At 71.8% G+C, this 20581-nt stretch carries 17 protein-coding genes and 1 riboswitch; of the genes, 7 read left to right on the top strand and 10 right to left on the bottom strand.

Annotation, left to right across the window (positions count from 1 at the left end):
• Positions 1–278: 278 nt before the first annotated feature.
• From ACIRYZ_RS11800 to ACIRYZ_RS11790, 3 genes are all read left to right on the top strand, one after another.
• Positions 279–542: a DUF3311 domain-containing protein gene (locus tag ACIRYZ_RS11800; protein WP_393024991.1), complete on the top strand. Its 264-nt coding sequence runs from the start codon at positions 279–281 to the stop codon at positions 540–542.
• Positions 539–2149 (top strand): monocarboxylate uptake permease MctP, encoded by a 1611-nt coding sequence (gene mctP / locus ACIRYZ_RS11795; RefSeq protein ID WP_402942377.1) that lies wholly within the window; start codon positions 539–541, stop codon positions 2147–2149. Before ACIRYZ_RS11800 ends, mctP begins: the two co-directional genes overlap by 4 nt.
• Positions 2150–2303: 154 nt before the next feature.
• On the top strand, positions 2304–3098 hold the full coding sequence (locus ACIRYZ_RS11790) for a histidine phosphatase family protein (protein ID WP_402942374.1): 795 nt from the start codon (positions 2304–2306) through the stop codon (positions 3096–3098).
• 13 nt (positions 3099–3111) lie between these two features.
• Here the strand turns inward: ACIRYZ_RS11790 and ACIRYZ_RS11785 are convergent, their stop codons facing one another.
• Positions 3112–4062 (bottom strand): helix-turn-helix domain-containing protein, encoded by a 951-nt coding sequence (locus tag ACIRYZ_RS11785; protein WP_402942372.1) that lies wholly within the window; start codon positions 4060–4062, stop codon positions 3112–3114.
• A 400-nt stretch (positions 4063–4462) separates the two neighbouring features.
• On the opposite strand from ACIRYZ_RS11785, the gene ACIRYZ_RS11780 reads away from it, so the two are divergent.
• Both ACIRYZ_RS11780 and ACIRYZ_RS11775 read left to right on the top strand, forming a co-directional pair.
• A complete protein-coding gene (locus ACIRYZ_RS11780) occupies positions 4463–4957 on the top strand; it encodes a GNAT family N-acetyltransferase (RefSeq protein ID WP_402942370.1) in 495 nt (164 codons plus the stop codon).
• A 140-nt stretch (positions 4958–5097) separates the two neighbouring features.
• Entirely contained in the window at positions 5098–7305 is a 2208-nt protein-coding gene (locus ACIRYZ_RS11775; RefSeq protein WP_402942367.1) for an acyltransferase family protein, read from the top strand.
• A 39-nt stretch (positions 7306–7344) separates the two neighbouring features.
• On the opposite strand, the gene ACIRYZ_RS11770 is transcribed toward ACIRYZ_RS11775, so the two are convergent.
• The 5 genes from ACIRYZ_RS11770 to ACIRYZ_RS11750 all read right to left on the bottom strand — a co-directional run bounded on the left by ACIRYZ_RS11770 (position 7345) and on the right by ACIRYZ_RS11750 (position 13923).
• Positions 7345–8544, bottom strand: coding sequence for a glycoside hydrolase family 113 (locus ACIRYZ_RS11770; protein WP_402942364.1), 1200 nt, complete (start codon positions 8542–8544; stop codon positions 7345–7347).
• A 15-nt stretch (positions 8545–8559) separates the two neighbouring features.
• The gene (locus tag ACIRYZ_RS11765; protein WP_402942361.1) at positions 8560–10011 is read right to left on the bottom strand and encodes a glycosyltransferase family 2 protein; all 1452 of its coding nucleotides are present in this window, start codon (positions 10009–10011) and stop codon (positions 8560–8562) included.
• A gap of 67 nt (positions 10012–10078) precedes the next feature.
• Positions 10079–11020 carry a hypothetical protein gene (locus ACIRYZ_RS11760; protein WP_402942359.1) on the bottom strand — a complete coding sequence of 314 codons (942 nt, stop codon included), beginning with the start codon at positions 11018–11020 and terminating at the stop codon, positions 10079–10081.
• Between the two features lie 153 nt (positions 11021–11173).
• A complete protein-coding gene (locus ACIRYZ_RS11755; protein WP_402942356.1) occupies positions 11174–12628 on the bottom strand; it encodes a glycoside hydrolase family 26 protein in 1455 nt (484 codons plus the stop codon).
• A 137-nt stretch (positions 12629–12765) separates the two neighbouring features.
• Positions 12766–13923, bottom strand: coding sequence for a hypothetical protein (locus ACIRYZ_RS11750; RefSeq protein WP_402942353.1), 1158 nt, complete (start codon positions 13921–13923; stop codon positions 12766–12768).
• A gap of 201 nt (positions 13924–14124) precedes the next feature.
• Positions 14125–14268, top strand: a riboswitch (cobalamin riboswitch).
• A gap of 190 nt (positions 14269–14458) precedes the next feature.
• Between ACIRYZ_RS11750 and ACIRYZ_RS11745 the strand changes: the two genes are divergently transcribed.
• Together ACIRYZ_RS11745 and ACIRYZ_RS11740 are read left to right on the top strand one after the other, a co-directional pair.
• Positions 14459–16879, top strand: a complete 2421-nt coding sequence (locus ACIRYZ_RS11745) for a ribonucleoside-diphosphate reductase subunit alpha (RefSeq protein ID WP_402942664.1) — start codon at positions 14459–14461, stop codon at positions 16877–16879.
• A complete protein-coding gene (locus ACIRYZ_RS11740; protein ID WP_387628968.1) occupies positions 16879–17895 on the top strand; it encodes a ribonucleotide-diphosphate reductase subunit beta in 1017 nt (338 codons plus the stop codon). The genes ACIRYZ_RS11745 and ACIRYZ_RS11740 overlap by 1 nt, the downstream gene beginning before the upstream one ends.
• Here the strand turns inward: ACIRYZ_RS11740 and ACIRYZ_RS11735 are convergent.
• The 4 genes from ACIRYZ_RS11735 to ACIRYZ_RS11720 form a co-directional block, all read right to left on the bottom strand.
• On the bottom strand, positions 17892–19085 hold the full coding sequence (locus ACIRYZ_RS11735) for a protein-L-isoaspartate O-methyltransferase (protein WP_402942351.1): 1194 nt from the start codon (positions 19083–19085) through the stop codon (positions 17892–17894). The two genes, ACIRYZ_RS11740 and ACIRYZ_RS11735, sit on opposite strands and share 4 nt — an antisense overlap.
• A gap of 146 nt (positions 19086–19231) precedes the next feature.
• Complete coding sequence (locus tag ACIRYZ_RS11730) at positions 19232–19588, bottom strand: Scr1 family TA system antitoxin-like transcriptional regulator (RefSeq protein ID WP_402942348.1); 357 nt, start codon at positions 19586–19588, stop codon at positions 19232–19234.
• Between the two features lies 1 nt (position 19589).
• Positions 19590–19799, bottom strand: coding sequence for a hypothetical protein (locus ACIRYZ_RS11725; protein ID WP_402942345.1), 210 nt, complete (start codon positions 19797–19799; stop codon positions 19590–19592).
• A 308-nt stretch (positions 19800–20107) separates the two neighbouring features.
• A complete protein-coding gene (locus tag ACIRYZ_RS11720; RefSeq protein ID WP_402942342.1) occupies positions 20108–20479 on the bottom strand; it encodes a hypothetical protein in 372 nt (123 codons plus the stop codon).
• Positions 20480–20581: the final 102 nt, after the last annotated feature.

Below are 20581 nucleotides of genomic sequence, written 5' to 3'. Positions count from 1 at the left end.
ACGCGACCCGCGCGCCGGTGCCCGCACTGCGAGCAGGCGAGTCCCCGCCCCGAGCGGGCGAGAAGCCCTGTCCGGATGGCGGAAAGTTCCGCCATTCCGGTGACATGGATCACCTCATGCTCTAGATTGCGCAGCCGTACTGACTGCCGATCACCGATGGTGCTGCTCGGCGGGCTCACGGGGGTGCGCGTCGGCTCCCGGGGCTGCGGCGCCGACGGCGAGAACCCTCCGGAGCGGAGCCGATGATGCCGTCTGAACAAGCCCCCACCGATCCTGTCATGCCCGAGCCAGCCGGGCGGCCCGTCCCGGCCGTGACCCCCGAACGGGTGCTGGCCGGGCTCGCCCTGCTCGTGCCGATCGTCGCGATGCTCTGGGTGTCCTCGTACGACAAGACCGACCCGGCGGTGGCCGGGGTGCCCTTCTTCTACTGGTACCAGCTGCTCTGGGTGCCGGTGTCGGCGGTCTTCACCGTCGCCGCCTACCTGCTGATCACCCGGGACGAGAAGGCCCGCGCGGCGGCCCGCCAGGGCGGTGCGCGATGAAGGACGTCAACGTCCCGGCCCTCGTGGTCTTCGTACTGTTCTTCGCCCTGGTCACCGTGATGGGCTTCCTCGCCTCGCGCTGGCGCCGCGCGGACGACGCGGCCCACCTGGACGAGTGGGGCCTGGGCGGGCGCAGCTTCGGGACCTGGGTGACCTGGTTCCTGCTCGGCGGCGACCTCTACACCGCGTACACCTTCGTCGCCGTCCCGGCGGCGGTGTACGCGACCGGCGCGGCGGGCTTCTTCGCGGTGCCGTACACGATCATCGCCTACCCGCTGGTCTTCCTCTTCCTGCCGCGGCTCTGGTCGGTCTCCCGGGTGCACGGCTACGTCACCCCGGCCGACTTCGTCCGCGGCCGGTACGGCTCGCGGCCGCTGTCCCTGGTCGTCGCGCTGACCGGGATCCTGGCCACCATGCCGTACATCGCCCTCCAACTGGTCGGCATCCAGGCCGTGCTGGACGTGCTCGGCGTCGGCGGCGGCGAGAACGCCAACTGGTTCGTCAAGGACCTGCCGCTGTTCATCGCCTTCGGCGTGCTGGCCGCCTACACCTACTCCTCCGGCCTGCGCGCCCCGGCGCTGATCGCGTTCGTCAAGGACGCCCTGGTCTACATCGTGATCATCGTCGCGGTGATCTACATCCCGATCCGCCTCGGCGGCTACGGGCACATCTTCAGCGCGGCCGCGGACCACTTCAAGCAGACCAGGACCGGCTCGCTGACCGTCCCGGACAACAAGCAGTGGACGTACGCGACGCTGGGCCTCGGCTCGGCGATGGCGCTGTTCATGTACCCGCACTCGGTGACCGGCGTGCTGGCCTCCAAGTCCCGCAACACCGTGCGCCGCAACATGGCGATCATGCCCGCGTACTCGCTGATGCTCGGCCTGCTGGCGCTGCTGGGCTTCATGGCGATCGCGGCGGGCGTCGGCAGCGGCGTCAAGGGCTACAACTCCCAGCTCTCGGTGCCGCAGCTGTTCGCGAACATCTTCCCGGACTGGTTCACCGGCGTGGCCTTCGCCGCGATCGGCATCGGCGCGCTGGTGCCGGCCGCCATCATGTCCATCGCCGCGGCCAACCTGTTCACCCGCAACGTCTACAAGGAGTGGCTCAAGCCCGCCGCCACCCCGGCCGACGAGACCCGCATCGCCAAGCTGGTCTCGCTGCTGGTCAAGGTCGGCGCGCTGGTCTTCGTGCTCGGCATGGACAAGCAGGCCGCGATCAACCTCCAGCTGCTGGGCGGCCTGTGGATCCTGCAGACCTTCGTGGCCATCGTCGGCGGCCTGTTCACCCGCTGGTTCCACCACTGGGCCCTGTTCGCCGGCTGGGCGGCCGGCATGGTCTACGGCACCTGGAAGGCGTACGGGATCGCCAGCCCGGCCACCAAGCACTTCGGCGGCAACGCGGACAAGATCCCCGGCATCGGCGAGATCGGCTACATCGGCCTGACCGCCTTCGCGCTCAACCTGATCGTCGCGGTGGTGCTCACCCTGGTCCTGCGCGCGGTCAAGGCGCCCGACGGCCCGGACGAGACCAAGCCGTCCGACTACAGCGCCGAGGCCGGCGACGACGAGCTGGAGAACGCGCCGGAGCCCGTAGCGGCGCACTGATTGCCGCTGCGCGCGCCCTGTGATCGCGCCGCCTTCTCCGTGAACACTGGAGAAGGCGGCGCGATCATATGTATGAACAGGCGTGCACGCCGGGCACCACCAGACCGGACCGGCAACCGGCCGGAACCTGATCGACCCACGGGGAGCTCGCGGCATGGCAGAACTCGGCACCACCCTCAACGGCCAGCACCAGTCCACCCAGAGCCCGCACCACCACGTCGCCGCCCACCGCCCGGCGTCGGCCACCCGGCTGCCGTCCGTGCTGATCGCCACCCGGCACGGCGAGTCCACCGCCAACGTCGAGTTCCAGCTGGCCGAGGCCGCCGGCGCGCTCAGCGTCCCGATCAGCTGCCGCGACGCCGACATCCCGCTGTCGCTGCAAGGCCAGCGGCAGGCCCAGGCGCTCGGCCGCTGGTGGGCCGCCCTGCCCAGCGCCGACCGCCCGCGCAGCGTCTGGTGCTCGCCGTACACGCGCACCGCCGAGACGGCCCGGATCGCCCTCGCCCAGGCCGCCGGGCTCGGCGCCGTCCCCGTCACCCTGGCCGTCCGCTACGACGAGCGGCTGCGCGACCGCGAACTCGGCGTCCTGGAGATGCTGCCGAAGGCCGCCATCGAGACCAAGCACCCCGAGGAGGCGGCCCGGCGGCGCAAGATGGGCGAGCTGTACTACCGCCCGCCCGGCGGCGAGTCCTGGGCCGACGTCGCGCTGCGGGTGCGCAGCCTGCTGCGGGACGTCTGCGAGGAGGAGGCCGGACGGCCCGTCCTGCTGGTCGCCCACGACTGCACGGTGCTGATGCTGCGCTACGCGCTGGACCGGCTGACCGAGCAGCAGCTCACCGCGCTCGGGCCGGTGCACAACTGCTCCACCAGCCTCTGGCGGGCCCAGGAGGGGCGGCTGCGGCCGGACCGCTGGAACACCGTCGACCACCTGGCCGCCGACACCGGCTGACGACCGGCCGGGATCAGCAGCTGTCGGCGAAGCAGCGCCGGTAGGCCAACGGCGTGGTGCCCAGCCGGCGCCCGAAGTGGTGGCGCAGCGCGGCCGCGTTGCCGAAGCCGCAGCGCGCGGCGATCACGTCCACCGACTCGGTGGTCGACTCCAGCAGCCGCTGCGCCAGCAGCACCCGCTGCCCGGTCAGCCAGCGGTGCGGGGTGGTGCCGGTCTCCTGCTGGAAGCGCCGGGCGAAGGTGCGCGGCGACATGTGCGCCCGAACGGCCAGCTGCTCGACGGTGGCCTCCTCGTCCAGGTGGTGGCGCATCCAGTCGAGCAGCGGCGCCAGCGAGTCGCCGTCCCCCTGCGGCAGCGGACGGTTCACGAACTGGGCCTGCCCGCCCTCCCGGTGCGGCGCCACCACCATCCGGCGGGCGATCGCCCGGGCCACCTCCGCGCCCTGCACCTTGCGCACCAGGTGCAGACAGGCGTCGATGCCGGCCGCCGTCCCCGCCGAGGTGACCACCGGGTCGTCGTCCACGTACAGCACGTCCGGCTCGACCACCGTCCTCGGGAAGCGCTCGGCCAGTTCCTCGCTGTGCCGCCAGTGGGTGGTCGAGCGGCGGCCATCCAGCAGCCCGGCGGCGCCCAGCACGAAGGCGCCGCTGCAGATGGACAGCACCCGGCCGCCGTTCGCCACCACCGCGCGCAGCGCCTCCAGCAGCGGCTCCGGGTACCGCTCGCGGATCCCCGAGGCCGTCACCACCGCCAGGTCCGCCGCGGCCAGCCGCTCCGGGCCGTACGGGACGTCCACCGCGAAGCCCGAGTGGGTCGCGTGCGGGCCCGGACGGGCTCCGGCCAGCGCGAAGTCGTACCCGGGCAGGCCGTCCGCGGTGCGGTCCAGGCCGAAGACCTCGCAGGCCACGCCCAGTTCGAAGGGGTGGATCTCCTCCAGCACCACCGCGACCACGTTCTTCAGCATGCCGACCAGCATGCCCCGGCCGACCGGATGCGGGGAAGGGGCGGGGTGGCAGGATTTCGAGGCAAATGGTCATTCCTGCCACTCGTGGGCACCCGCGCCGCCCGGCCACAGTGGTGCCTATGGAACCCGGCACCCTCGCAAGCGCACTCGGCCTGGTCGGCGCCGTCGGCGGCTTCGGCCTGCTCGGCACCCTGATCGGCCGCGAACTCTCCCGCGGCCCCGCCTCCGGCCGCGACAACTACCACCGCCCGGGCGGCTACCCCGCCGACCCCGACCGCCCCGACCGGCTGTACGGCACCATGCCCGCCGCCTCGCTGCGCCCCTCCGCCGACCCGGCCACCCTCCCGGTCCGCTCCACCCCCGACATCAGAACCCCGCACGGCTCCGGCACACTGGCCCGATGGACTTCCTCATCCGCCAGGCCCTCCCTCACGACCTCGAAGAGGCCGGCCGGATCACCGTCGAGGCCTTCGTCGGCGACGGTTACACCAAGCCCACGAGCGGCTACGTCGACCTGCTGCGGGACGCCGGACGCCGCTCCCGCGAGGCCGAACTCCTGGTCGCCGTCGACACGGCCGACGAACGGGTCCTCGGCTGCGTGACCTTCGCCGTCGGCGGCACCGAGTGGGCCGACATAGCCACCCCCCGGGAGGGCGAGATCCGGATGCTCGCCACCGCCGCCGCCTCCCGCGGCCGCGGCGTCGGCGAGGCCCTGGTGCGCGCCACCGTCGGCCGCAGCCGCGAACTCGGCCTGGCCGGCATGGCCTTCTCCACCCGCCCCGAGATGACCGCCGCCCACCGCGTCTACGAGCGCATCGGCTTCGTTCGCACCCCGGCGCGCGACTGGGCGCCGTACCCGGGGATGGACCTGATGGTCTACACGATGACGTTCTGACACCCCACGGCAGCTCACCGGCCGTCCCCCTCCCGGTGACCGGCAGACGATCACCAAACGTCTTTTGATATAAACCACAGATCAAGACACGTCTCATTGACACGTCGCGACAGTCGATCGACCCCGGGGGGACGCACCACATGGACGACGCGCCCGGCCTCGGCGCGCCCGGAAGCGGCCCCACGCTCCAGGACATGCGCGAAGCGCGGGGCTTCCAGGCCCCGACCGTCAGCCGTTACGCGATCCCCGCGCCGACCCCCGAGCCGCGCGGCCCCCTGCCGCCCTCGGTCCGCTTCAAGGCGGTCGACGGGCTGCGCGGCCTCGCCATCGCCTCCGTCCTGCTCTACCACACCGACTGGTTCCAGAACGGCCTGTTCGGCGTGGACGTCTTCTTCGTGCTCTCCGGCTTCCTGGTCAGCCTGGTGCTGATCCGCGAGCTGGACCGCACCGACGGCATCCGGCTCGGCGTCTTCTACCGCCGCCGCGCCAAGCGGCTGCTGCCCGGCCTGCTCGCCACCATCATCCTGGTCGTCGCGCTGTCCGCCCTGGTCAGCCCGCTACGGGACGTCAAGGACCTGCGCCCGCAAGCGCTCGCCGCACTCGCCCAGGTCGCCAACTGGGCCCAGCTGGCCCGCGGCGACGCCTACTGGCAGCACTTCGCCTCGATCGACCCGCTCGCGGCCATGTGGTCGCTCAGCATCACCGAGCAGTTCTACCTGGTCTGGCCGCTGCTGCTGCTCATGGTCTTCGGCCTGTGCCGCCGCTCGCTGCGCGCCACCGGCATCGCCACCGCCCTCCTGTTCGTCGCCGCCGCGGCGGTCGCCCCGCTGCTGTGGAACGGCCACAACAGCGACCGCCTCTACCTCGGCACCGAGACCCGGGCCGTCGGCTTCGCGGCCGGTGCCACCGCCGCCTTCGGGGTCTACCTGTGGCTGCGCCGCCGGGCCCGCGCGGCGGCCGCCGACGGCGCCCGCACCCCTCGGAGGCTGCCGGGCGGCGCCGCCCTGCCCACCCTGGTCGGTACCGCGGCCCTCGGCGGCCTGGTCTGGGCCAGCCTGTCCGTCAGCTCTTACCACGAACCCTTGCTCTACCAGGGCGGACTGGCCGTGGTCGCGGCGCTCGCCGCCGTCCTGACCGCCTCGCTCTGCTTCGACCGCGGCCCCCTGGTGTGGCTGCTGTCGCTGCCCCCGGTGCGGCTCACCGGCACCATCTCGTACAGCCTCTACCTGCTCCACCTGCCGGTGTACTGGCTGCTGCAGCACTACGTCGACGACATCTCGCCGCAGAAGCTGCTGCTGATCGGCGGACCGGTCTCCTGGGTGCTGGCCTGGCTGCTGCACACCGCCACCGAGAAGCTGCGGGTGCTGCGCTGGCGGGCCTTCCCGGCCGTCCCGCTGCTGGCCGTCACGACCGCGGTGGCCACCACCGGCGCCTGGTACCTGCCGGCCTGGATCACCCACGACATGAAGTCCGGGCCGAGCAGCAAGCCCGTGGTCCTCGTCCTCGGCGACTCCTTCGCCCAGGACCTCGCCACCGGCCTGTACCGGCAGGGCGACCGCTACCGGGTGGTCGACGGCGGGATCAGCGGCTGCGGCGTGTTCGACCCGGACGAGGTGCGCACCACCTCCCAGACGGAGTTCGAGACCAGCACGGACTGCCGCGACCGGGCCGCCGAGTGGGACCAGCGCCTCGCCTCCGCCGCGCCGAAGGCCGTCGTGATCCACCTCGGCTGGGACGCCGCCGAGCAGTACCTGGACGGCACCTGGCTCAACCCCTGCGACGAGGACTACCGCAACCGGTACCGCACCCAGCTCACCCAGGCCGTGGAGCAGGTCCGCCGGCGCGCGCCCGGCGCCCAGGTGCTGCTGATGAACGAGCGCGTCGAGAACGGCGCCATCAGCAAGGCCTGGGGCACCTGCTACAACCAGCAGGTCGGCGACTTCGTGAAGTCCGCCGGCGGCACCGTCCGGCTGGTCGACCTCGACACCTTCTACTGCCCGTACGACACCTGCGTCTGGAAGGACAAGGACGGCCACTGGGTCACCCCCGCCAACGACGGGGTGCACCTGACCCCGGCCGGCATGCGGTTCGTGACCCCGTGGCTGGAGAAGCAGATCGCGGACGCGCTGTCCGGGGCCCAGCCGGACCACCCGGCCGGCCCGGCGCCCACGCCGACCCCCACCGCGACGCCGACGGCCACCCCGACGCCCACGCCCACGGCCACCCCGACGCCCACGGCGAGCGCCAGGCCGACGGGCCGGCCGACGACCACGGCCAAGCCGACCCGGACGCCGACCGCCAAGGCGACGTCCGGCGCGGGCGAGCACCCGGCCGAGCCCCAGCCGTAGCCGGGCCCCGGCCGGGACTGCGGCCGGGGCCGGGGACCGCTACTGCTGCGGGACCTCGTAGGTCTGCGCGAAGCAGTCGCGGATCGCCTTCTCGGAGCCCGGGCGCCCGGCGTAGTCCATCCGCGGGGTGTCCGGGTTGGTCGGCAGGGTCGGGTCGATGCCGAAGTACAGCGACCAGAAGTACACCCCGCGCAGCTTGCGCTCCTGCGCCACCTGGCAGACCGCGGTGAACCAGGTGGCCTGGACGGCCTCGTTCAGCTCGGTCTTCTTGTAGTACTCACCGGGCGTCTTGTACGCGCCCTTCTGCGCCGGGATGCCCACCTCGGTGAGCTTGGTGGTCGGCTGGGGCCCCTTGCCGCGCTTGTCGAGCCAGGCGTTCCAGCTGGCCTTCAGGTCGGCGATCGGCGCGTCGTCGTCGGCGTTCTTGGCCGGCGGGTAGGCGTCCACGCCTGTGCCGTCGACCGGTATCGCTATCGGGCCGTTGGACCAGTTGTCGAAGTTCGCGTCGTACACCAGCTCGCCGTGGAAGGTCTTCCGGGCCTCGTCGATCAGGCCCTGCCAGTGCGGGTCGCCCTCCAGCGAGTTGAACTCGGTGCCGACGGTGAACTCGGCCGCCGAGTGGTCCTGGGCGGTCTTCAGGTACGGCGCCAGGAAGGCGGCGTAGCTGGCGAACCAGGCGTCCCGGTCGGCCGGCGCGATGTTGCCGCGCCACTTGAGGGTGTGGACGTAGTCGAACACCTCCTCGTCCATGATCGGACGCACGGTGGTGCGCAGACCGGCCCGGTGGGCGGCGTCCAGCAGCAGCGCGAGGCGCTCCGGGCTGGGCGAGGTCGGCCGGGCGGCGACGGCGTTCGACTTGGTGCCCGTGGTGTAGTACGGGAACGACACCGACAGGGAGTTGGCGTTCAGCCCGACCACGTACTTGACGATGCGGTCGACCTTGCCCTGGACGAAGCTGTCCGGGTCCGCCGGGTCGTCCAGCCAGTACACCTGCACGCCCCACTCGGGGCTGCCCTTGGTCCACGGGCGGGCCACCTTGGGGCCGGTGTCCGCGGGGGTCGGCGGCGCGTCCTTGCCGAAGCCCCAGACCCGGCCCTGCTCGGTCGGGGCGCCGGCCCAGTGCACCTCGGTGGGGCGCCGCTGGTCGAACCTGATCGGGTGGTCACCCCAGACCATCGGGACGACGACGGTGATGCCGAGCACCAGGGTCGGCAGGACGAAGATTGCGGGGCGTTTCACTGTCGTGGATTCCGATCAGGCCGGCTTGGCGATGACGACGAACTTGTTCTCCTCGCGCTTGAGGAACTTGATCAGTCCCCGCAGGCCGCCCCAGCCCTCCAGGAAGGAGAACACCGGGATGCAGGCCACCACGACGATCGGCTCCCACCACTTGCGCCGGTGGTTGGCCGAGGCGACCACGTTCAGCCGCAGCCCCTCCCAGTAGGTCCAGATCACGTAGGCGAAGTTGATCGCCCACAGCAGCACCACGGACTGGGTGACCGGCGAGGTGTTCCAGGTGCCGGTGAACCAGGCGACCATCAGCACCAGGCCGACGTGCTGCAACGGGCCGAGCACCCAGCTGACCATGCCCATCCCGATGAACAGCCGGTACCGCAGCGGGATCGTCTTGTTGAAGCAGAGCGCGACCAGGCCCCAGGCCCAGCGCTCGCGCTGCTTGAGGAAGTCCTTGACGCCGGCCGGCGAGGCGCCGTAGCAGCGCCCGTTGAACCAGTCGCTGCGCCCCGGGTAGCGCTGGCAGAAGTTCAGCGCCATCTGGGCGTCCTCGACGATGGTCTTCGGCCCGAAGTCCCAGCCGATGGTGGCCTCCACCGAGGAGCGCACGATCAGCAGCTCGCCGTGCACGCCGGCGATCGGGGTGCCGGTGCCGGTCATCGCGCGGAAGCGGGCGATGTCGTCGGCCGGGCGGATCGCGTCGGCGAGCCAGGTGAAGGTGGAGACGGCGTTCTCCCGCGGGTACGTCAGGATGCCCTGCGCCATGTGCTTGGCGTCGTCCCCGGCCCGGCGCTGCCGGTTGACGAACTGGGCGACGGCGGCGGCGGTGTCCGGCCCGACGCCGGTGTCGTCGTCCATGTGCAGCACCCAGACGTCGTCCTCGGCCTCGCCCTCCTCGATCCGCAGCTCGTGCGAGTAGTGGTTGGCGCGGGCCTTGAACTTGGTGCCGTTGGCCGTCTCGTACGCCTTCGGCACGGTCACCACCCGGATCAGCGGGTGGCGCTCGGCCAGCTCGTCGATCTTCTCGGCGGCGGCGCAGCCCTCCTCGGTGAGGATGTCCACCCGCATCCACGGGAAGTACGGCGGCAGGTGCTCGACGTACGAGAGCACCGAGCGCTCCAGCGCCGGGTAGGTGTCGTGGCGGCCGATGGTCGGCACCAGCACGATCAGGAAGTCGTCCTCGGCCGGCGCCGGCGGGGTCATCCTGTTCACCTGGCGCAGCCGCCGACGGACCATCAGCACGCCCTGGAAGCCGATCAGCACGCCGAACACCGGCATGCCCCACAGGATGGTGATCGCCCAGCCGAGCGGGGTCGGGTTGGGCACGTACGCCCAGATCGAGAAGGTGAAGATGATCAGGAAGGCGACGTAGAACGGCAGCACCCGGGGCTTCCACGACATCTGTCGCTCGGCGAGCCGGGCGGCCTCGCGGGACGTGGTGAGCACCGTCCGCACGGGGGCTGTCGATGTCATGGTGAAAGTCGTTCCTCGTCTGCTGTGGGTCCGGTCCCCGGGCGGGGCACGGGTTCTTCGCGGTCGGTCAGGCCTGCGGCGGACGGTCCGCGGGCGGGGCGTCGGCCGGCGGCGGCACGACCGGGCCGGGCGCCATCGGGCCGGGGGCGACCGGCCCCGGGGGCACCGGGCCGGGGGCCGGCTGGCCGGGCGCGGGCGGGGCGGCGGGCCACTGCTGCTGGGCGACGGTCGGCTGGTACGGCGGCGCCGGCTGGGTCGGCTGCTGGGCGTACGGGACGGGCTGCGGCGGCACCGGCTGGGCCTGCTGCGGCTGGACCGGCTGGGGCTGCGCGGGCGGCCAGGCGCCGGGCTGGGGCTGCTGCGGCGCGACCGGCTGCTGCCACGCGGGCTGGGCCGGCGGCTGCTGCGGCCACCCCGGCTGGGCCGGCGGCTGCTGCTGCCACCCGGGCTGCGGCTGGACCGGCTGCTGGGGCTGAATCGGCTGGGGCTGGGCGTACGCCACGGGCGTCGGCGCGGACGGCACGGTCTGCATGATCGACCAGTGCGCCTCCCCGCCCGGCGCCCCCGCGCCCTCCGGCTGCTCCCGCCACTTGGAGCGGGCCAGCAGCAGGATCAGCGCCGTGGTGACGACCACGCCGAGCGCGAAGGTCGCGAGCTTCAGCCCGCCCTCGGTGGTCCCGGTGAACCACTCCCGCTGCGGCTTGTCCAGCAGCGCGCCGGTCAGGCTGCGCACCCGGTTGTAGCCCTCGACCAGCGCCACGCCCGCCGCCACCCCGAGCGCCCAGTTGCGCCCGCGCAGCAGCAGCAGGCCCGCGACCAGGTACAGCAGGCCGTAGTTGAGGCTTCCGGTCTCGGCGTCCACCGAGGTCCCGCCGTAGTAGAAGATGCCCTTGAGGTACGTGGCGAAGCCGACCTGGCCGAAGCAGTTGTACGCCGCCCAGCCGAGCAGCACCACGCCCCAGCCGATCGCCAGGCCACCGGCCCCACGCATCGGACGCGTCTGTGTCATCCCCAACCCCCGCCCCTTCGGCCCTCTCCCGACCGTCCACCCAGCCCTCGGTTTCGCCGCCACAGGATGCCACACGGCGCAACGGACCCGGAATTCCACCCGTTCGACGAATCCCGAGGAATCTCGGCGGGCCTCGCCGGACCTCGCCCGCCCTCAACGGACGTGCAGCCCGCCCCAGTCGATGCTCCCGCCGGACGGACCGGAGCCGCCGGTGATCGCCAGCGGGCTGTGGTAGGTGGCGTTGACGTCCGCACCGGAGTTGCGCGGCTGGTCCGGGGCCTGGTTGTTCGCGGTGAGCGACTGCCCCCAGACCGTCCAGATCGTCCAGGGCGTGCGCCGCAGGGTGTCCGGCTGGCGGGAGTTGACGGGCACGGCGAAGGACTCGGCCAGAATCCGCGGTTTGTCGTAGGCGGCGAGCCCGTCGTAGTAGCGCTTGGTCCACACCTCGCCGGTGCCGATCGGGTGCGCCGGACTGCCGCTGTAGTCGTCCACCCCGACCACGTCGACGTACTGGGCGCCCGGGTAGTAGTCCCACGGGTCCACGCCCGGGGCGCCGTCCCAGGACACCGGCGTCCAGGCGAACAGCAGGTTGTGCAGGCCCCTGGTCTCCACCAGGTACTTGTAGGTGATCTTCCACAGCGCCTGGTAGTCGGCCGGCTTCTGGCCCGCCCACCAGAACCGGCTGGAGCAGTCCTGGACGTTCATCTCGTGGTACGGGCGCAGCAGCACCGGCACGTCGTGGGCGGCCAGGTACTCCAGGTGGTCGGCCAGGTAGGACAGGTCGGTGATCAGCGCGCGGTACTCGGGGGTGTCGTGCGCGGCGTCCACGACCCGGCCGAACCAGCCCGGGTCCTTGGCCGCCGGGGAGTTCGAACAGAGCACCCGGTCGAAGGACTTGACGTCCGATCCGGGGTAGGGCTCGTGGAAGGACATGCCGACGATCCCGGCCGGGGCGCCGCCGTTGTCCGGCAGTTCGGTGCTGCTGCCGTCGCAGTTCTGCTGGACGCCGGAGCTGCCGTAGGTGCCGTCGTCGGCGCGCGGGTGGCCGGACCAGACGGCGGTCATCAGGTCGACGGCGTCGTCTGTGTACTGCCAGCCGGTCCGGCAGGTGGGCCAGCGGCCGGCCGAGTAGGAGCGCGGGTTGCCCACGCCCCAGGCGTTCTGGCCGTATCCGGGGCCGAGGTCGGTCTCCAGGAAGCCGGGCAGCCTGCCGGTGATGTCGGCGGCCTTCTTGTAGTAGTAGCCGACCTGCTTGGTGCCCCGGTAGTCGCCGTACTCGGGGTTGTTGCGCTCGTTGTGCGCCTCGACGTGCTGGCCGATCACCGTGCCGCCGCTCTGCCCGGTGCGGGCCTGGCTCTCCAGGTCCGCGAGGAACTGCTGGACGGCGCGGGCGTTCGGCGAGGCCTGTGGGTCCCGGGCCAGCAGGTCCCGGCCCACGTCCGGCGGCAGGGTGCGTCCGGGGGCGCCCACCGACACCGGTACCCGCGCGGGCTGTTCGCCGTCGACCCGGTCGTCCCGGCCGAGCAGCGCGAAGGTGCCCGCGACGACCACGATCCCTGCCGCGGCCAGGAGGGCGGGCTTGCCGCGCAGGGCACTGGGCAGGGCCACGACCGCTCCTCCGGTTGCTTGCCGGCACCGACCCCCACGGACGCAACCGGAACACACGTACGAATGACCCCTGAGAGCCTGCCACACTCCCCCGGCCCCGGCGAACGGATCCGCCGGCACCGGGGTGTCACGGCAGGTCAGCCGGCCGGGGTGGCCGCCGGCGTGCCCTGCGAACCGGGCGTGGCGGAGCCCGCCGCCTTGGCCCGCTGGAGCAGCTGGCCCTTCACGTGCTCGGCGAAACCGGAGGCCGCCGCGGTCGCGGTGGCATCGGGGGCGTTGCCGCCCTTCGCCGAACCCTCGACGGTGAAGTAGTCGTACCGGCCCAGGCTGCTGTGCGTGCTGGTGCAGCCGGGGTTGGCGCAGAACGCCGGGGCGCCGGGCGCCGGAAGGCCCTTGAGCTGGCCGGCGTAGTTCTTCACCGCGGTCTCGGCCTGGATCTTGTGGTCGAAGACCGCGACACCGACGGTCACCGCGCTGTCGCCGGAGACGTACGTCGCCCGGAGCACCTTCTGGCAGCCCTGGTCGCCGAGGATCTTGCCGAGACCGCCGGTGGTGGAGTTGCCGTCCCAGCAGGGCTGGTCCAGCGAGACCACGGTCCGGTTCCAGGTCGCGCCGTTGACCGTCACCTGCATCGCGGAGAACAGCGCCCCCGCGTCCTGCGGCGCCGGGTCGGTGGCGGCTTCCCAGATCGGCTTCGACGGGTCGTCCGTCTGGCCGCCCGGGGTCGCGCTCGCGCTCGACGGCCCGGGGGTCGGCTTGTTCGAGGCGGACGCGGTGGTGACCGGACCGACCTTCTTGGTGTCGTCCTTCTTGCCCATGAGCAGCACGCCGCCCGCGGCCAGACCACCCACCACGACGACGGCGGCCACGATGCCGATGACCCTCATCCGGCGCTTGCGCTTGCCGTCGGCCTCGTTGCGGTCCGCCAGCGCCTCCCAGTTCGGCTCGACGCGCTGCGGCGGCACGGGCTGCTGGGGCGGCTGCTGCTGCCACTGCGGCTGAGGGGCCGTCGGCTGCACCGGCTGCGACTGCGGCTGCGGCTGCGGCTGCGGCATCGGCTGGGGCTGGGGCTGCGCGACCGGCTGCGGCCGGGGCTGCGGCACCGGCGGGACGGGCTGCGAGAGCGGCTGCGCGGACGGCACCACCGGCCCGTACGAGGCCGGCGGCGGGCCGAAACCGCCGCTCGGCGGCGGCACCGGACCCGGCGCCACCGACTGCTGATTCTGTGCGCCCCCCGGCCCGGCGGGAGGCGTTCCCTGCGGCCCGTGCCCAGGTACGCCGGTTCCGTCGCTCATGCGCCCAGATCGTAGGGCATCCCCCTGACCGTCGATCCGCCCGGTGACCATTCCGTGCCGAAACCAGGACGCGGGCGTGTGGATCCGGGCCGCCCGAGGCGCGGATCCGGGCACCGGACGGGCACGAACCGCCACCCGCCCCGGTACCGCCGGTCATCGCGCCAACACACCACGCCGCACTACATGTGGTGCCACATCAGTGAGGCACCACTACATGTATGCTCGTTCCTGCTGTCGATGCAGGGGAACCCGGTGGGAATCCGGGACTGCCCCGCAGCGGTGTGCGGGCGGCTCCAGCAGCCGTGTCCGCGAGTCCGAGTACCTGCCGACGGCGTGCCCACGGCCCTCCCGCAGAGGCCGCGCCAGCACCAGCAGTACACCTCCGGGCCTCGCGGGCGGGCCGGGGAGACACCGTCGCGCGGCGCCGTTTGCGTTCGCGCCGTGCTCCCCTGCCCAGATCGGTCCGGTGCCACCCGATCACTGCCGCCGATCGCCGCCAGGAGAGAGCGCCTTGACCACCGCTGCCTCAGCCACCCTGCCCGCCCAGGGCTCCGGTACCGCCTTCACCGACCGGACGGTCTCCGACCCCGGCGGAGCGCTGCTGCGGCTTCTCACCGACCGGAGCGCCGACCTCACCGAGGTGGACCCCGGCCATGTCGCCGCCGCCGCGCTGCGCGGCCGCCACGCCGGCTCGGACTTCGCCGAGCTGCGCGGGCTGGCCGTGGACGCCGCCGCGTCGATGATCGCCGAGGACCCCCAGTACTCGAAGCTGGCGGCCCGCCTGCTCGCCCTGGAGATCGTCGACGAGGCGAACAGCCAGGGCTCGGTGTCCTTCTCCGCCTCGATCGCCGTCGGCCACGCCGAGGGCCTGATCGGCGACACCACCGCGGCCTTCGTCGCCAAGCATGCCGCCGCCCTGGACGCGCTGATCGACGCCGCTGGCGACGACCGCTTCGAGTACTTCGGCCTGCGCACCGTGCAGTCCCGCTACCTGCTGCGCCACCCGATCACCCGCAAGGTGATCGAGACCCCGCAGCACTTCCTGCTCCGCGTCGCCTGCGGCCTGGCGGTCGGCGACTCCGAGCAGTCGGTGCGCGAGGTGGCCGAGCTGTACGGCCTGATGAGCCGCCTGGAGTACCTGACCTCCTCGCCGACGCTCTTCAACTCCGGCACCCGGCACCCGCAGATGTCGAGCTGCTACCTGCTCGACTCCCCGCTGGACAACCTGGACTCGATCTACAACCGCTACGCGCAGATCGCCCGGCTGTCCAAGCACGCCGGCGGCATCGGCCTGTCCTACTCGCGCATCCGCTCGCGTGGCAGCCTGATCCGCGGCACCAACGGCAAGTCCAACGGCATCGTCCCGTTCCTGCGCACCCTCGACTCCTCGGTCGCCGCGGTCAACCAGGGCGGCCGCCGCAAGGGCGCGGCCTGCGTCTACCTGGAGACCTGGCACGCCGACATCGAGGAGTTCCTGGAGCTGCGCGACAACACCGGTGAGGAGGCGCGCCGCACCCACAACCTCAACCTGGCGCACTGGATCCCGGACGAGTTCATGCGCCGGGTCAACGCCAACGCCGACTGGTCGCTGTTCTCCCCCGCCGACGTGCCCGAGCTGGTCGACCTGTGGGGGGCCGACTTCGACGAGGCCTACCGCAAGGCCGAGCTGGCCGGCAAGGCCGTGCGCACCATCCCGGCGCAGACCCTGTACGCCCGCATGATGCGCACCCTGGCGCAGACCGGCAACGGCTGGATGACCTTCAAGGACGCCTCCAACCGCGCCGCCAACCAGACCGCGCTGCCGGGCCGCACGGTGCACTCCTCCAACCTGTGCACCGAGATCCTGGAGGTCACGGACGACTCCGAGACCGCCGTCTGCAACCTCGGCTCGGTCAACCTCGGCGCGCACGTGGCCGCCGGTGCCTCGGTCGAGGACCTGCTCGGTGCGATGGACTGGGAGCGGCTGGACGCCACCGTGCGCACCGCCGTCACCTTCCTCGACCGCGTGGTGGACATCAACTTCTACCCGACCACCGAGGCCGGCACCTCCAACTCCCGCTGGCGGCCGGTCGGCCTCGGCGTGATGGGCCTGCAGGACGTCTTCTTCAAGCTGCGGATCGACTTCGACTCGGCGGAGGCGAAGCAGCTGTCGACGCTGATCGCCGAGCGCATCATGCTCACCGCCTACGAGCGCTCCGCCGACCTGGCCGAGCAGCTGGGCCGCCACGAGGCGTACGGCGAGACCCGCGCCGCCCGCGGCGAGCTGCACATCGACCACTTCCCGAGCGCCGCCCCGCAGTGGGCCGACCGCTGGACCGCGCTGCGCGCCCGGATCGCCGAGACCGGCCTGCGCAACTCGCTGCTGCTCGCGATCGCCCCGACCGCGACCATCGCGTCCATCGCCGGCGTGTACGAGTGCATCGAGCCGCAGGTGTCCAACCTGTTCAAGCGCGAGACGCTGAGCGGGGAGTTCCTCCAGGTCAACCCGTACCTGGTGCGCGAGCTCAAGGAGCTCGGCGTCTGGGACCAGCAGACCCGTGACGCGCTGCGCGACGCCAACGGCTCCGTCCAGGAGTTCAACTGGCTGCCCGCCGAGGTGCGTTCGCTGTACCGCACGGCGTGGGAGCTGCCGCAGCGCGCGCTGATCGACCTGGCCGCGGCCCGTATGCCGTACCTGGACCAGAGCCAGTCGCTGAACCTGTTCATGGCGGCGCCGACCATCGGCAAGCTCAGCTCGATGTACGCCTACGCGTGGAAGGTCGGTCTGAAGACCACCTACTACCTGCGCTCGCGCCCCGCCACCCGGATCGCCCAGGCCGCGTCCGGCACCGCCCGCGCCGCCGCGCCGGTGCCCGCCAACACGATCCCTGTGGGCACCCCGACCCTCACCCCGGAGCAGGAAGCCGCCATCGCCTGCTCCCTGGAGAACCCCGAGTCCTGCGAGGCCTGCCAGTAATGTCCGACGACCGCGAGAAGATGCTGCTCGACCCCGGGTTCGAGCTGACCCTGCGCCCGATGCGCTACCCGTCGTTCTACGACCGGTACCGCGACGCGATCAAGAACACCTGGACCGTCGAGGAGGTGGACCTGCACTCCGACGTCGCCGACCTCGCCAAGCTGAGCGAGGGCGAGCGGCACATGATCGGCCGGCTGGTCGCCTTCTTCGCGACCGGTGACTCGATCGTCGCGAACAACGTCGTGCTGAGCCTCTACAAGCACATCAACTCCCCGGAGGCGCGCCTGTACCTGTCGCGCCAGCTGTTCGAGGAGGCCGTCCATGTGCAGTTCTACCTGACGCTGCTGGACACCTACCTCCCGGACCCGGAGGACCGCGCGGCGGCCTTCGCCGCGGTGGAGAACATCCCCTCCATCGCCCAGAAGGCGAAGTTCTGCTTCAAGTACATGAACGCGGTCGACCACATCGACTCGCTGCAGACCAAGGAGGACCGCCGCGCGTTCCTCCTGAACCTGATCTGCTTCGCGGCCTGCGTCGAGGGCCTGTTCTTCTACGGCGCGTTCGCGTACGTGTACTGGTTCCGCAGCCGCGGCCTGCTGCACGGCCTGGCCACCGGCACCAACTGGGTGTTCCGCGACGAGTCCATGCACATGGACTTCGCGTTCTCCGTGGTGGACACCGTCCGCGAGGAGGAGCCCGACCTCTTCGACGACGAGATGGCCAAGCAGGTGACGGAGATGCTGGAGGAGGCCGTCGAGGCCGAGCTCCAGTTCGCCCAGGACCTGTGCGGTGACGGCCTGCCCGGCATGAACACCGCCTCCATGCGGGAGTACCTCCAGGCTGTCGCGGACCAGCGCCTGGCCCGCCTGGGCCTGCCGATCCGGTACGGGTCGGCGAACCCGTTCGGCTTCATGGAGCTCCAGAACGTCCAGGAGCTGACCAACTTCTTCGAGCGCCGGGTGTCGGCGTACCAGGTCGCTGTCGAGGGCTCGGTCTCCTTCGACGACGACTTCTAAGAACCGAGGTTCAGAGGGGGAGCGCCGCTCGGCGCTCCCCCTCTTTCGGTGCTCTCGGCGATGGGCCAGCGGGGGCCGTCCGGATCGCGCAGCCACACCCACTGCCGCTCCGGCGTGACGGTGACCCCGTAGTCGTACGGCGTCGGCCGGCCGTTCGCCTCCCACTGCGACCAGGCGGTCAGCAGCTCGTCGCCGATGCGGCGCGGGCCGCCTTGGTACAGTGCGGCGCTGCCGTCACCACGCGCGGACAGCGCCGCCCATGACGCATTGCCGTCGTGGACCCACGCGTTGACGCCGTCCTCGTCCCGGCCGGTGATCACCACGACATCCGGGACGGCGACGCGCACCGCGAACCGCAGATCCCAGTCGCCGGCGAGCGGGGCGAGGTCGCGTTCGACGACTTCCTCGGCCTCAGGTTCGCCGCTGCCGCGCACCTTCGCATAGCCGTCGTACCCGGCCGACACCAGGGCTGGGCCGCATCGGTCGGCCATGAACTGGCCGAGCCCCTGAACCCAACCACTCGCAGTACGCCCGTCGGCGGCCACGGTGAGCGCCACATGGCCGAGCCGTCCCCACGGGTAGACGATCCGCCCGCCCGGCCTGGCGGCTTCGATCCACTCGTAGGGAACGGTTTCGACGGAGTAGGTCACGTGGATCCGGTCGAACGGGCCACCGGGCGGCACGCTCCTCGTGCCGTTGCCGACGAGCACCTCGGCATCGACCCCGGCGGCGGCGAGCCGCTGCCGGGCGAGCACGACGAGGCCTTCGTCGATCTCCGTGGAGACGACCAGTCCGGGCCCGGTGCGCCAAGCGGCAAGCGCAGAGGTCCAACCCTGCCCGGTGCCGATGTCCCACACCGTGTGGCCGGGATCCAGCACCAGGCTGTCCAGCATGTCCGCCACCACGGCCGGTGCCGAGAGGCTGGAGGACGGAAGTCCGTCGGTGACCTGGGTGACCGCCGCCGCGTCCGGACCGGCGTACAGCTCGTCCGCCCACTCCACCGGATCGGTCGCACGGTCGAGCGGCACATGGGCGCGGCCGTCCCACCGCCACAGCCGATCCGGCGCGAACGCATCACGGGGTAGCGCGGCCATGGCTTCGCGCAGCCACGACGCGCAGGCCGACCACACCCCACGCCGGTCCAACACCGCGTCCAGGTGCGTGCGGTGGCCCACCAGGTCACCACTCACTTCTTGTGCTTTCCGTCGCTCGGCGGCGGAGGCGGCACCTGCCCATCGGCGTTGCCCGGCGGCGGGTTCCCCTGCCCCGGGTCCGGCGGCGGCTTCTCGTGCTGACCCATGCGTCGCTCCCTCTCAGAGGCGGAACTCGCTACCGGTCACACATTGTTGTGGCGCGCTGGCGCTCGACGGTAGGTGGCGCGGACGCGCACCTGGGGCGTGCCCACCCGAGACGCGCGCCGGTGCGGCCAGGCATGGGGCATGAAAAGTTGCGCCCGCACGGCCACAGCCCGTGCGGGGCAAGGGTTGGACTTGTTGAGCACCTGCTGCCGCTCCATCCGAGCAGTCACCAGGGCATCCACCTGCTCGACTGTCAGCCCGGAAGGCTTGGCCTGCATCACCGCGCGAGCGTAGTCGGACGTCTGCAACAGGCCCGAGATCAGCGTGTTCTCGAACGATCCTCCGTCCAGCACGCCCGTGCCCCGCGCGGCCGCCTGATCTTCGTCCGCTTCCACCTCAGCCCGGACGCCCGTCGACCGCCACCGCGACCAGCCGCTGCCCCTCCCCGTAGATCGCGGTCACTTCGGAACCGTCGTACCGCTGCCAGGACAGCTCGCCCTCCACACCCTGCGACACATAGGCGATGGCCCCGTCCAGGGCCGCCTTCACCTCCTCGGGGCTCATCCCGAACCGCAGCGGCCCGACCCCCACCAGCGGATCGAGCACCCACCGCTCCCGCTCATCCCCCGGCTTCCTGCTCCACCAACGCACCACGCCACACACCCCCGCAAGCTCGCTCCACCCGCCCCCGGCACCACCTACCGACGATCTTGCCGGTCACCCAAGGGGCCCCTACCGACAGCTGGCCCCGCCGACTTCCCGGGCAGCGCGCGCAACCGGAACTCCAGGGAAACAGAAAAAGCGGACAGGTCCGGCATGCCGTGCATGCCGGGCCTGTCCGCACTGTCGAGCAGGACGACCCTGCGGCCTCCGAGCCGCGAGCTCAGCGAACCACCGAGCCGTCCGCTCGGACGTCAGGAGGTGCGCTGGAGCGTGATCTTGTTGACCCCGTTGACGGTCGAGCAGGCGAGCACACCACTGTTGTCGAGGTAGCTCTTCTCGATGGTCCAGCCCGCCGGAATCGGGCTGTCGGCACAGGCGGTCACCTGGGTGCCGATCGGGAGGCCGTCGACCTTCTCGATCATCCGCACGCCGGCGGGGAACATCATCCAGCACCCCGGCTGCATCCACCCAAGGTCGACGTACCCGGCCGGCGTCGGGGTACCGAAGCACACCGTCGTGGTGCTACCCGGGGCCGCGGTGTCGGCCTGGGCAGGGGCAACGGACAGGACGGCGGTGGCGGCGGCGAAGCCCAGGGCTATGCCGACGCGGGTGACGCGCTTCATGGTTGCGAAACTCCCCTTCAATACAACATTGATATGTACATGGATCTTTATAGCTCGCGACAGAGCCGGCCCGACAGTGTTTTTCGGGTATCAGGCGACGCG

The organism is Kitasatospora sp. NPDC101155, from assembly GCF_044768305.1.
In the GTDB taxonomy this organism is placed as follows: Bacteria; Actinomycetota; Actinomycetes; order Streptomycetales; family Streptomycetaceae; genus Kitasatospora.
This window is presented reverse-complemented; position numbering and strand designations above follow the sequence as displayed.